The organism is Collinsella aerofaciens (assembly GCF_901212495.1).
Lineage (GTDB): Bacteria > Actinomycetota > Coriobacteriia > Coriobacteriales > Coriobacteriaceae > Collinsella > Collinsella aerofaciens_H.
The window spans coordinates 6,654-19,084 of sequence record NZ_CAAKNY010000038.1; the positions used below are offsets into that span (position 1 = coordinate 6,654).

Consider the following 12,431-nt stretch of genomic DNA (forward strand, 5'->3'; position numbering starts at 1 on the left):
CGAGGAGGTTTCGGGCGAGAACTACATGGACGTGTTCTATCCCAAGTATCAGGTCACCATGGACATGATGAACTTCGCCGGCGCAGACTCCAAGTTCATGCACTGCCTGCCGGCCACCCGCAACGAGGAGGTCGTCGACGAGGTCATGGACGATCCCGAGCGCTCCCTGTGCTGGGTCGAGGCCGAGAACCGCAAGCACTCCATTCGTGCTCTCCTTGCCGCCCTGGGCAAGCGCACCCCGCTCAACGACGAGGGTGTCGAGTACTCCGCCAAGGCTGAGCTCCACGCCGCTCTCGAGGCTCTCGAGCAGCTCTAAGCTCAAGGCTTCTAAAAGCACGTTTGCGGGCGGCGGATGCTCGTCTCCTGTCGCCCGCTCACCGAGGCCCAAGCAATTGCCTTAATACCTTAGGCCCCGGATCTGTCCAAGACTGAGCGAAGGAGCTCATCATGAGCGACGGAAAGAAAAAGCTTTCCTTCTTGACGGTCATTTCGACCATCATCTGCGTCGTCTTCGTTTGCGAGGCCGCCGCACCTGCTGCCGCCATTGGCAACCAGCAGTTCTTCTGGTGGATCTTCCTAATCCTGACCTTCCTGCTCCCTTACGGCATGGTTGTCGCCGAGCTCGGCACCACCTATGACGGCGAGGGCGGCATTTACGACTGGGTACGCGATGGCCTGGGCGACAAGTGGGGCGCCCGCATTTCGTATTCCTACTGGGTCAACTACCCCCTGTGGATCGCCTCGCTGGCCACCATGTTCCCCGACATCCTGGGCATGGTCTTTGGCGTCGAGTTCAACCTGATCGCCAAGATGGGTATCGAACTTGCCTTTGTGTGGATCGTGTATCTCATGGGCCGCTCCAAGGCGGCCGACTCCGAGTGGGTCCTCAACGGAGGCGCTATCATCAAGGTCGCCGTTGCCGTTATCGTCGGCGCCTTGGGCATCTGGTATGCCATGGAGAACGGTTTTGCGAACGACATGTCCGCTGCCACCTTCCTGCCCGAGCTCACCAACACCAACGCCCTCGGCTACCTGTCCATCATCATCTTCAACTTCATGGGCTTCGAGGTCATCTGCACCATGACCGACGACATGGCCGATCCCGCTCGCGATATTCCCAAGGCCATCATCGTCGGCGGCGTGGCTATCGCCGTCATCTACCTGTTCGCCGGCTTCGGCATCGGCGCCGCCGTGCCGGCCGACTCCATCGACCCCGACTACGGCATGATCGTCGCAGTCCAGACCATGGTGGGCGACTCTATGATCTTCAAGGTCATCTGCATCGCCTTCCTGATCACCCTGTTCGCCAACATGGCCGCCTGGTCCTTCGGCGTCAACTCCGTCGCCCGCTACGCCGCCGAGCACGGCAACATGCCCAAGGTCTTCGCCTCGATGATCTCGAATGACGACATGCCCAACGGCGCCAACCTGGTCAACGCCGTCGTTGCCTCCCTGGTGCTGTGCCTGCAGCTCGTTCCCATCGAGGCCATCTCCAACGGTGTCTTCTGGATGCTCTTCGGCACCTCCGTCGTCTTCCTGCTGCTGACCTACATCCCGATGTTCCCGGCGTTCCTCAACCTTCGCAAGAACGACCCCGACCGCGAGCGTATCTTCACGTTCCCGTTTAAGGGCGCCATGATGAAGGTCATGCTGGCCATCCCCTGCATCGAGCTGGTCCTGGCCATCGTTGCAACGCTGATCCCGTTCTCCGCCGCCGAAATTGGCGACAAGGCCCCGATGATCGTCATCTTCATCGTGCTCGTGCTCATCGGCGAGGTCGTCCGCGTCGTCTCCGCTAGGGGCCGCGAGACCGAGTACAAGGGCCTCACTCCCGAGCTGGCAGCTCAGCGTCTCGCTGAGGAGGCCGCCGAGGCCGAGGAGAACTAGAGCACCCGGTTCTGGGGCTCCAACCCTCCTCGCGTACCAACGTGCGCTTCGTCGGGCTTGTCGCTCCCGACTCCGGGCACTCTAGCCTCTTCGGGGGGCGTGCCCAAGCGACAGGTTTGCTAACCATTCCCCGGGGTGGGTGTGAGCGATAGCTCCGGTAACCACCGCCCACCCCAATCTCTCTTCCGTATCCTTCGTGCGTTTTGTCTCCGCGCACTTGGTTACGTCGTCGCTTGCCGGTGCGACTCCGTGAAAACCGGCGCCGGGCGCCCCGACCTTTGCCGGGGAACGGGCGCCTACCATCTCTTGGTTTTAGGCTGCGGGTAACCCGCCCGCGGCAAGCGATCGTTCGATTTGGAGGAAATCTTATGCGTACGATCACCGAGTCCGAGTCCACCCCCAAGGCCGACGGCTTCTTTATGCCCGCCGAGTTCGCCCCGCAGGATCGCGTGTGGATGGGCTGGCCCCACCGCACCGACACCTGGGCCCACGGCGCCAAGCCGGCCCAGAAGCAGTATGCCGCCATCGCCCGCGCCATCGCCGAGTTCACCCCGGTCTATATGTGCGCCAACCAGGTCGACTACGCCAACTGCAAGGCCGTCTTCGAGAACGACGAGAACGTCACCGTCATCGAGATGACCACCGACGACGCCTGGTTCCGCGACACCGCCGCCACCTACGTCATCGATGGCAAGGGCGAGAAGCGCGCCAACCACTGGCACTTCAACGCCTACGGCGGCCTCGTCGACGGACTCTATTTCCCGTGGGACAAGGACGAGCAGATCGCCCTCAAGATGGCCGAGCTCTCCGGCTGCCGCCGCTACCGTCCCGACGACATGATCCTCGAGGGCGGCTCCATCACCGTCGACGGCGAGGGCACCCTTGTCGTGACCGATCAGTGCCTGCTCTCCCCGGGCCGCACCTGCTCTGCGGTGCTCGAGGAGGAAGAGGATCCCGAGTCCATCTGGCCCAAGTACCACAAGAAGTTCGAGCCCTGGAGCGAGGAGCTCCGCGCCTACATGGACGAGCACCTCAAGGATTACCTGGGTGTCGAGAAGGTCATCTGGGTCAAGGAGGGCATCGACCCCGAGGAGACCAACGGCCACATCGACGACGTCGCCACGTTCATCGCCCCGGGCGTCATGGCCTGCATCTGGACCGACGATCCCGAGTACCCGTTCTACGAGCAGTGCCACGCCGCCTACGAGACCCTCTCCAACGCCGTCGACGCCAAGGGCCGCAAGATGAAGGTCTACAAGCTCTGCATGCCCGTGAACCCGCTGTTCATGGACCAGGCCTCCTGCGACACCATCGACGCCGACGAGAACGCCGAGCCGCGCGTCCCCGACGAGCCGCTGATCGCCTCCTACATGAACTACCTCGTGACCAACCACGGCGTTATCGTCCCGCAGTACGGCGACGAGAACGACCAGCTGGCCGTCGACACGCTCCAGAAGATCTACGACGAGGTCTGGGGCGAGGGCGTCTACAAGTGCGTCGGCGTTCAGTCCGAGCAGGTCGTCTTCGGCGGCGGCAATATTCACTGCATTACCCAGCAGGAGCCGTCCGCTTAATCGTCTGGCTTTCCGCGGCACGGCACCTTCCCGTTCATTCGTCGCTTGCATACCAAAGTACGCGGCGCTCCTCTTTCACGGGAATCTGCCGCACCTCAGAAACCCAGCCGGTCAAGCGGACAGGGGCTACCTGATTGGTCGACTGGGTTTTTCTTTGGGCACTCCGTTGCCTCCACATCGGAGTGCCCTTTTCTTTGATCGAGTACGCGTCTGGCCTGGGATTTTTTGCGGGTTAGGCCAATTGTTCGCTTGAATATCTCAGGTCAGACGCGTACCCAATTGTCGAAAGTTTCCGGTCGCAAACGCGGCCGTTTTGATCGGAGTATCTATGTACCAGCGTATCGTCATCTACACGCGCCTGTTCCGCGAGCGCTGGTCCAACAATTGCATCCTCTCTTCTCTTTGGGATGGCACCTGTACCGGTGACGCGGCCTGCAACCCTACCTTGGGCTGCGCCTTCGGTACAGATGCCATCCTTTTTGCTGTGAGGGGAGCGTGCCATGGCAGGTAAAAAGTTCTCCCTGATCGAGGTCATCCTTTCGGTTATCTGCGTTGTCTTTACCATCGAGGCGGCGGCTCCGGCATCTGCCATGGGTAACGTGCAGTTCTTCTGGTGGATCTTCCTCATCATTACGTTTTTGCTTCCCTATGGCCTGGTGGTGGCCGAGCTGGGTACGGCGTTCGATTCCGAGGGCGGCCTGTACGACTGGGTTCGCTTGGGCCTGGGCGACCGTTGGGGCGCCCGCTGCTCCTGGTGCTACTGGGTCAACTTTCCACTGTGGGTGGCAAGTATCGCCTGCATGTTTCCCAGTGTCATCAATGCTGTATGGGGTATCGAATTTTCGCTTGGGGTCCGAATCGCCATCGAGCTTGCCTTTGTGTGGGGCGTCACGGTCATGGCGATGCAGCCGGTGGCCGAGGCCGATTGGGTTATGGACGGCGGTGCCGTCATCAAGGTGCTCATTACCGCTGTGGTGGGAATCGTCGGCATCTGGTTTGCCTGCAATAACGGCTTTGCCAACGACATGTCGTTCAAGACCTTCATCCCCGATCTGGGCGATAACAACTCGCTGACGTACCTGTCGATCATCCTCTTCAACTTTATGGGCTTCGAAGTGGTCGCGACCTTTGCCAGCACGATGAAAAACCCGTCGCGCGATATCCCCAAGGCGGTTATCGCCGGTGGCGTGGCCATTGCGGCAATCTATATTATTTGCGGTATTGGCATTGGGGCTGCGGTTCCCACCGAGCAGCTTTCGCTCGATTCGGGCATTGTGGACGCCGTCGCCGCCATGGTGGGGCGAAGCCACCCGTTAACGATGACTGTGGGCATGGCCTTTTTGGTAACGCTGTTCGCCAACATGATCTGCTGGAGCTTTGGCGTCAACAACGTGGCGAGCTATGCCGCGCGCCATGGCAACATGCCGCGTCCCTTTGCGTTGGTGTCCAAAAAGACCGGCATGCCAGACGGCTCGGCGCTCATTAACGGTTGTTTCGCCAGCTTGGTGCTGCTGCTCCAGATTCCGCTGGGCGAGGGCTCCGACGTCTTTTGGGTCTTCTTCTCGATGAACGTCGTCTTTCTGCTCATGAGTTATATCCCGATGTTCCCAGCGTTTTGGCGCCTGCGTAAATACGACGACCGCCCGCGTGTGTTCCGCGCACCCTTCGAGGGCAAGGTGCTTGCGGTAGCGCTTGCGGTGCCGGTGGTAGAACTCGTGCTTTCGATTGTTGCGACAATCGTGCCGCTTAACAGCTCGCCCGCCGAGATGTCAAAGTTGCCGATCCTCATGGGTGTGGTGATCGGCGTGTTGCTGGGCGAGGTCTCGCGCATGATATCGCGCTGCGGCCGGAGTGTCGACAATCCCGGTGTTGGTGCAAGGGGGTCAGGTTACGTTGCGCCAAAGCAGTAACGCCGCGACCTGCGCGGTGTCTGCTGCAGCTTGGATTATTGTTCGCGGTGTTTGGAATCGGAATCAAGCTTGGGCGCAAAGAAGGGGACGTGGCCCAGGTAGGGGCAGCTGTCCTCGCGTGATTCGACGACGCAGGGAACGTTGTCATAGGTCATGGAAGAACCGAGTCGGGTGATGGCCTTGGCGGCGGGCGCGACGAGTATCTTGAGCGGAGCGATCGGTGTCATGGCATCTCCTTTTCTTCATGCGACCCGTGTTTTGGCGTGAATGTATACGCCGCAAGTCTAGCATCCCGCCGCGGAGAGCTTCAAACCACCACAAAGGTGATGGGCAGATGCAAGTGAGTAGACTTTTTTGAACTTACCGAGCACATCGCGACAAATACTCAATAAAACCGCAGGTCAGAGCTGTGGCGTTTTGGGGCGTGCTGGGCCTCCTGCAAAAAGCCTACTCACTTGGTTTTTCTGCTAGAAGACCGCCGCGAGGGAAGGCAGCTCCCTCGAGGCGGCTGGCGTTTGCCCAGATAAAACCTACCAAAATAAACCCGTCTACTCTTTGAGCCAGAGCCGACACTAATTCAAATGGCGAAATCAAAGGGCGTTCTCCGTATGGAGGGCGCCCTTTTTATCGCGGGATGTTTCGCGTGGCAGTCATGAGGCCCAGGCGGTTGCTGACGCCGAGCTTGCGATAGATGGCGTTGACATGCTTCTTGACGGTTGACTCGCTTATGAATAGCTCGTTTGCCATCTGTTTGTTCGTTTTGCCGTCGAGCATGAGTCGCATGACTTCGGCTTCGCGCGGTTGGATATTGTGTTCTGTAATGAAAGCATTCAGCTGGTTTGTGTCTTCTGTCTGGGTGAGTTTAATGCCCCGAGGATAGAGGTTGGCGAGCGCGAGGCTCGCGTGCCGAGCGATTTCGAGCAGGATTGCGAGCTCGGTGTCGGTGAAGTCTCCGGCTGTGCGTTCGCGAAACAGGGTGATGCTTCCTAGCGGGCTGTCGTTGTGCGCGAGCGTGGCCGTACAGCCAAAGTAGACGCCCTGCGGTTCCATCCATTTGCGATAGATGGGCGTGGCATCGCGTCGCTCGACGTCGACGAGGTCGAGGTCGCGGTAGACGCCGACCTTATGTAAGTCAAAGCTCCATGTTGTATAGTCCATCGCGGCGTAGCGGTTGTAGTAGTCGCTCAGTGCGCGTCGTCCATTCCGCTGCTTGCGGGGTGGACGTAGCGTGGGGCATCACTGCCCGCCGCCTCGATCAGGTCGAACATGGCGATCCGATGGGGCACGAGCCCTGTCGTTCCCTCGAAGGTCTCCTTTTGCAGCTTATCGACACCGTGTGATGCATGGATTGCAAGCGCGAGCTCGTTGAGAGCGGTCCAGGTCGTACTGTCCAACTCAATAGTCTGCTGTTTATTGCATGGGGGCATAGGGCGTCCTTTCCATTGTGGAACCCAGTATGTCATGTTCTCGGCCTGAATAGAACTTTAGGTCAGCGAATGGTATACCGTCGGTCGCTGAAAGGGGCTCGAGGGACCATTGAGAACATCTCGGTGCGGCCGCATCATGGTCTCGTCAGGCAAAAGCACCGAGATTTAGGAGCTTGAAATGAAGACCATCTATGAGAGTGAATCCACGCCTAAGAAGGACGGGTTCTATATGCCCGGCGAGTATGAGGAGCAGGAGCGTACCTGGATTCTGTGGCCGCACCGCTCCGACGTGTGGCGCTGCGGCGCCAAGCCGGCGCAAAAGGTCTTTACCGAGATTATTAAGACCGTTGCACGCTTCCAGCCCATCACCGTTGGTGTCAATGCCGAGGATTTCCCTGCGGTGTGCGAGATTTTCGATGGCGTTGAGAACGTGCGCGTGATTCATATGGAGTACAACGACTCCTGGATCCGCGACCCCGGCCCGGCGTTTCTTGTCAACGACAAGGGCGACGTGGCACTCTCGCACTTCCACTTTAACGCGTATGGCGGCTTTATCGACGGTCTGTATTTCCCGTGGGACAAGGATGCGAGCATCGGCTTGCAGGTGGCGCAGCTCGAGCAGGTCAACCGCTATCGTCCCGAGGACTACATCCTCGAGGGCGGCTCGTTTAACTGCGACGGCCAGGGCACCGTGGTGACCACCGAGATGTGCCTGCTCAATGAGGACCGCAACCCCCAGTACACCAAGGAGCAGATCGAGGAGAAGCTTGCCGAGTACCTGGGCATCGAGAAGGTCATTTGGATCAAGGACGGCATCGACCCGTTTGAGACCAACGGGCACGTGGACGATGTTGCATGCTTTAGTGCGCCCGGCGAGGTCTGCTGCATGTGGACCGACGATCCCAACCATAAGTTCTACAAGGAGTGCCAGGAGGCCTTCAAGACGCTCTCCGAGGCGACCGATGCCAAGGGCCGCAAGCTTAAGGTGTACAAGGTCATTATGCCTGCGACCTCGGTGTATATGACCGAGGAGGAGGCCAGCACGATTGACCCCGTCGAGGGCGTGCTGCCGCGTACCCCCGAGGACGCTTTCGAGCCGAGCTACCTCAACTTCCTGCCCATCAACGGTGCAGTGCTTGTACCGCAGTTCGGCGATCCCAATGACGCCCAGGCGCTCAAGGATATCCAGGCTGCTTATCCGGACCGTGAAGTCATCGGTATCATGACTCGCGAGGTCATCTATGGTGGCGGCAACATCCACTGCATCACCCAGCAGCAGCCCAAGGCGCGCTGCAAGTAGAGGCGGTTGCAGGCACACGGGGTAGTGTCGATATGACCTGGGGCCCGCTGGCGCACACGCTGGCGGGCCCTTTTGCGTGCGGCGGGCAGCGTTGCACGCGGGCACTCGGGTCTAAGCGAGGGTACCAGGGGCCTTGCTTATCGTCGATAGTTGGTCTAGAATCGTCGATAGTCGATGATAGGGGGTAGCATGCAGCTTGTTGAAAGTGAGACCGTGGAGTTCAAGTGCACATTTACCCCTAAACTGCTCAAAGCTGTGGTGGCGTTTGCCAATTCGAATGGCGGTACCTTGTATATCGGAATCGACGATTTTGGCAGCATCGTCGGCGTGGACGATATCGATGCCACCATGCTTCAATGCTCTAATGCAATAACCGATGGCGTGTATCCCGACGTTTCTGAAATCACGACGGTCTCCGCATTGGATATCGATGGCGCAGCGTTGGTGAAAATCGAGGTGGAAGCGGGTCCTCACAAGCCGTACTGCCTGTGCTCGAAGGGATTTGTTCCCGCCGGGGTATATCGGCGCCTAGGTCCTGCCAACGTGCCCATCGAGATGGCCCAGATCCGCTCGATGATCAAGCGCACCGACGGCGATTATTTTGAGACCGCGCGCTCTCATGAACAGAGCTTGACGTTTTTTGAAGCCGAGCGGGTCTTTAGGCGTGCGGAGATTACGTTTGACCAAACCTCTCAAAAGAATCTCGGCCTTATCGATGAGCTGGGCTTTTACACCAATTTGGCACTGCTGGTCTCTGACCAAAACCCCTTTGCAGTCCGCGCTGGCCTCTTCAACGACGATGCGTATACCGAGTTTATCGACCGTCAGGATGGCGAGGGCTCGATCTTCAGGCAGATAGAGGATATCGAACGGTTCCTCAATATATCGAACGCAACGCGTATGTACTTTGTGCCGGGAAGGCTCGATCGCATAGATAAGGACGACTATCCCCGCGAGGCTGTTCGAGAGGGAATTCTGAACCTGTTTATCCATCGCGACTACGAATCTTCGGTGGCGTCTCTTATCAAGATGAGCCGTACGGCGCTTGAATTTACCAATGCGGGAGGGCCGCAGCACATCAGCGTCGAGGAGGCGCTTGCGGGCGGCTCGGACGCTCGGAATCCAAAGCTGCAACTGCTCTTTTTGCGCCTGGGGATGGTTGAGGCGTTTGGAACGGGCCTCAAGGGGATCCGTGCGCTCTATGAGGCGGAAGGGTTGGAACCCGAGGTCTGCGCCTACCCTGCAATGTTTAGGTTGTCGCTGCCCAACGTCAACGCCGTGCGCAATTCCTATCTGACGCCTCGTGGCAATAGCGGTCCCAACTTGCGTGGGGATTACAGCGATTATGAGCAGCTCGAGCGGGAAGGGGCGCTGCCGCCCGATGTTTCGCAGGCGTTTGCATCCGTGCGAGCGCAGCGAGAAAGGCACGTGTCGATGAATGGCGACTGCGGCCACGAGGTGCGTGCCAAGCTCGTGGAGGAGCTTGGCTTTGATGTTGCGTGCAAGGCGTCCGCGATGCTACAGGATGTCTCGGACGAGCGACGTGGTGGATACGCTCGCACCTTGATTCGCTTTGCCCTTGAGCGGCCCCGCGGTTTTACGCGCCAGGATGCTTCGGACGCTCTGGGAACTGGGCGCGACGTGACGCTGCGGGTTATCAACGGTTTGCTTGAGGAAGGCGCACTCGTTAAAGAGGGGCGCGCTCGGGCGACGAGATATCGCGCTGTCGGGCAGGTTTAGGGACGGGCGGTCCGGCCCCCTGGGTTATTCCTGGGCAGAGGCCAAGGGCCGGGTGCCCGACTCGCCTTGATTGAAGGGGTACTTAGAGCGTGCCTCCGTACATATAGACGATAAATCCGTCGCCGGTGTCCTGGCTGTGATCCTCCAGGATGCGCTTCATGTTGAGGTGCTCGTAGAACTGCCAATCGGAGTTGCAGTCGCTCATCAGGAAGAATTTGGTGCACCCGGCTTTGGCGAGTTCGGCGCGCGCAAGGTCGATGAGCGCGCGGCCGAGTCCCTTGCCCTGCCACTCGGGCACGATGATGATCAGGTTGAGCTGGCCCTGGGCATACTCGTTGCCCGTGGCGGCAAAGCGGTCGGCCGTGGCCTTTTCACGACTGTCGCCAAAGAGCGAGCCCTCGAGCTTGGCATCGGCGGTCTTTGCCATCTCGGTTGCCTGGGCGAGCATCTCGTCGTAGCAGGGCTCCCACATGGGATTGGTGCGCGGCCTTCCGTCCTCGAAGATGCCGATGCAGCAGGCGGCGATAATGCGGCCCTCGGCCTCGGCGACGAGCGCGATGGGGGAGCGCTGCAGCTGCATGGTGATGTTAAAGCGCGCGCAGAAATCGGCGGCTTCGACGTCGCCGCGGTTGCGTAGTGTGTTGCACCACAGCTGGTTGTAAATGGCGGCGATGCCGGTCAGGTCATCGAGCGTGGCGGCGCGCAGGGCTACGTTCTCAAGGCTCATGGAGGCTCCTTCCAAGTTGGGTCAGGCCATCTATGAGTGTGACATGGACGCAGGGGTGCCGCATCGACCATTCGGCAGACGACCCTCGATCCCTCGGGGACGGAGGGTCCTAAGAAGGAATGAGGGCGGATTTTCGGACACTTGCTCGATGAGAGTGGATAATCTCCCACTTTTAGCGCTGGTATAGGTCAAAAATGGGAGATAATCCACTCTCATTGTGGGTTGTCGTTGGGGACGTTCTTAAACGACTAGTCAAACAAGAGCGTCCCCAACGACTACCCCAAAAGGAGCGTCCCCAAGTGCCAGCTTTGGTAACGACGCTGGTAGAAAAACGTCAGCGAAAACCCGCCAGAGCGAGCAAGGTGCCTTGAAGTGAGGCGGCATTGACCTTTTGGTCATGCCGTCGAAGCTGAAAGGCAGATTGCCGCTCTGGCGGGTTTGTAGCGTCGGCCGCTTACGGCGTTTGGTAAAACGCCGTAACCTACACCCGTTCCGCGATCTCGTGGATGAGGTAGTCGGTCTTTTCCCAGCCCAGGCATGGGTCGGTGATCGACTTGCCAAAGACGCCGCCGTCGACCGGCTGGTTGCCGTCCTCCAGGTAGGACTCGATCATAAAGCCCTTGACCAGCTTGGAGATGGACTCGTTGCGGCGACAGCTGTCGAGCACCTCCTTGCAAATGCGATACTGCTCCAGCGGACGCTTGCCCGAGTTGTCGTGGTTGCAGTCGATGACCGCTGCCGGATTGGCATAGCCGGCGTGCTCGGTATAGCGCTCGGCCAGGCGCTCTAGGTGCTCGTAGTGGTAATTGGGATAGGTGCGACCGTCGAGACCGATGTAGCCACGCATAACGGCGTGCGCGAGCGGATTGCCGTCGCACTCGACCTCCCAGTTGCGGAAGATGAAGCTCTGGTGCGCCTGCGCGGCGTAAATGGAGTTGAGCATAACGGTGGTAGAGCCAGCAGTGGGATTCTTCATGCCGACGGGTACCGAAATGCCGCTCGACACCAGGCGATGCTCCTGGTTTTCGACCGAGCGTGCGCCCACGGCAACATAGCTCAGCAGGTCAACGAGGTACTGGTAGTTGGACGGGTAGAGCATCTCGTCGGCGGTGAAGAAGCCCGTTTCCTCAATAACGCGCAGGTGCATATGGCGGATGGCCTTGACGCCCTCGAGCAGGTCGTCGGGAGCCTCGGGGTTGGGGTTGTGCAACAGGCCCTTGTAACCGGTGCCCTTGGTACGCGGCTTATTGGTATAGACGCGCGGAATGATGATGAGCTTGTCCTTGACCTCCTCGGCGGTCTTGGCCAGTCGGTTCATGTACTCAAGCACCGAATCCTCACGGTCGGCAGAGCACGGGCCGATGATAAGCACCTTGCGTGCGTCCTCGCCGGTAAAGACTTTGGCGACCTCGGCGTCAAATGCCTGCTTTTTGGCGGTAAGCTCGGCCGAAAGCGGCATTTCCTCGCGAATCTCCATAGGGATCGGCAGCCTGCGTTTGAATTCCATGGACATAGGGGCCTCCTCAATCAAATAAGTCAAAGCGTGAATTGTCGAATGCACGGCATTATCCGCTGTCGCACGCTAAAGTGCAAGCCCTCGTCACCCCGAAACCTGCCGAAAGGGGACAGGTTTATTTTGGTCGGTTTTATCTGGGAAAATGTCGGCACTCGCCGGAAGGGGAGGGCCGGCGTACGGCATGCTGGAGCAAGTTGGATCTTCTGCGGCATACCCCGCGGACAAAAAATGGCAAATATGAGTACTGTTGCTGGCGTAGTATCATATCGAGCTTACAAGATAACCGACACAACAGCAAATATGTTCATTAATGTTGGCACCCTTGATTATCAACTTTATCCGAACACCTC

Annotated in this window: 13 protein-coding genes; 8 read left to right on the forward strand and 5 right to left on the reverse strand. The window is 59.1% G+C overall.

From position 1 onward, the window contains the following. Positions 1-67: 67 nt before the first annotated feature. The 5 genes from SFLMC1_RS11250 (at position 68) to SFLMC1_RS04005 (ending at position 5,371) form a co-directional block, all read left to right on the forward strand. Positions 68-316, forward strand: a complete 249-nt coding sequence (locus SFLMC1_RS11250; protein ID WP_261981423.1) for a hypothetical protein — start codon at positions 68-70, stop codon at positions 314-316. A gap of 131 nt (positions 317-447) precedes the next feature. Then, positions 448-1,887 carry an APC family permease gene (locus SFLMC1_RS03990; protein ID WP_152074921.1) on the forward strand — a complete coding sequence of 480 codons (1,440 nt, stop codon included), beginning with the start codon at positions 448-450 and terminating at the stop codon, positions 1,885-1,887. 368 nt (positions 1,888-2,255) lie between these two features. Then, complete coding sequence (locus SFLMC1_RS03995; protein ID WP_152074920.1) at positions 2,256-3,461, forward strand: agmatine deiminase family protein; 1,206 nt, start codon at positions 2,256-2,258, stop codon at positions 3,459-3,461. A gap of 328 nt (positions 3,462-3,789) precedes the next feature. Continuing rightward, complete coding sequence (locus SFLMC1_RS04000; RefSeq protein ID WP_152074919.1) at positions 3,790-3,972, forward strand: hypothetical protein; 183 nt, start codon at positions 3,790-3,792, stop codon at positions 3,970-3,972. After that, positions 3,962-5,371 (forward strand): APC family permease, encoded by a 1,410-nt coding sequence (locus SFLMC1_RS04005; RefSeq protein ID WP_152074918.1) that lies wholly within the window; start codon positions 3,962-3,964, stop codon positions 5,369-5,371. Before SFLMC1_RS04000 ends, SFLMC1_RS04005 begins: the two co-directional genes overlap by 11 nt. A gap of 35 nt (positions 5,372-5,406) precedes the next feature. Here the strand turns inward: SFLMC1_RS04005 and SFLMC1_RS04010 are convergent, their stop codons facing one another. The 3 genes from SFLMC1_RS04010 to SFLMC1_RS04020 all read right to left on the reverse strand — a co-directional run bounded on the left by SFLMC1_RS04010 (position 5,407) and on the right by SFLMC1_RS04020 (position 6,798). Further along, the gene (locus tag SFLMC1_RS04010; protein WP_152074917.1) at positions 5,407-5,598 is read right to left on the reverse strand and encodes a hypothetical protein; all 192 of its coding nucleotides are present in this window, start codon (positions 5,596-5,598) and stop codon (positions 5,407-5,409) included. Positions 5,599-5,995: 397 nt separating this feature from the next. Further along, a complete protein-coding gene (locus SFLMC1_RS04015; protein ID WP_306437776.1) occupies positions 5,996-6,529 on the reverse strand; it encodes a helix-turn-helix transcriptional regulator in 534 nt (177 codons plus the stop codon). A gap of 26 nt (positions 6,530-6,555) precedes the next feature. After that, positions 6,556-6,798, reverse strand: coding sequence for a hypothetical protein (locus SFLMC1_RS04020; RefSeq protein WP_152074916.1), 243 nt, complete (start codon positions 6,796-6,798; stop codon positions 6,556-6,558). A 178-nt stretch (positions 6,799-6,976) separates the two neighbouring features. Here SFLMC1_RS04020 and aguA point away from each other — a divergent pair, with 178 nt between their 5' ends. Both aguA and SFLMC1_RS04030 read left to right on the forward strand, forming a co-directional pair. After that, entirely contained in the window at positions 6,977-8,098 is a 1,122-nt protein-coding gene (gene aguA, locus SFLMC1_RS04025) for an agmatine deiminase (RefSeq protein ID WP_152074915.1), read from the forward strand. A 189-nt stretch (positions 8,099-8,287) separates the two neighbouring features. Further along, positions 8,288-9,838, forward strand: coding sequence for an RNA-binding domain-containing protein (locus SFLMC1_RS04030; protein WP_187323849.1), 1,551 nt, complete (start codon positions 8,288-8,290; stop codon positions 9,836-9,838). An 82-nt stretch (positions 9,839-9,920) separates the two neighbouring features. On the opposite strand, the gene SFLMC1_RS04035 is transcribed toward SFLMC1_RS04030, so the two are convergent. Together SFLMC1_RS04035 and SFLMC1_RS04040 are read right to left on the reverse strand one after the other, a co-directional pair. After that, the gene (locus SFLMC1_RS04035) at positions 9,921-10,565 is read right to left on the reverse strand and encodes a GNAT family N-acetyltransferase (RefSeq protein ID WP_152074913.1); all 645 of its coding nucleotides are present in this window, start codon (positions 10,563-10,565) and stop codon (positions 9,921-9,923) included. Positions 10,566-11,046: 481 nt separating this feature from the next. Beyond that, the gene (locus SFLMC1_RS04040) at positions 11,047-12,078 is read right to left on the reverse strand and encodes a 3-deoxy-7-phosphoheptulonate synthase (protein ID WP_152074912.1); all 1,032 of its coding nucleotides are present in this window, start codon (positions 12,076-12,078) and stop codon (positions 11,047-11,049) included. A gap of 123 nt (positions 12,079-12,201) precedes the next feature. On the opposite strand from SFLMC1_RS04040, the gene SFLMC1_RS04045 reads away from it, so the two are divergent. Continuing rightward, a partial coding sequence (locus SFLMC1_RS04045; RefSeq protein WP_222838028.1) for a hypothetical protein occupies positions 12,202-12,431 on the forward strand: 230 nt, incomplete at its 3' end.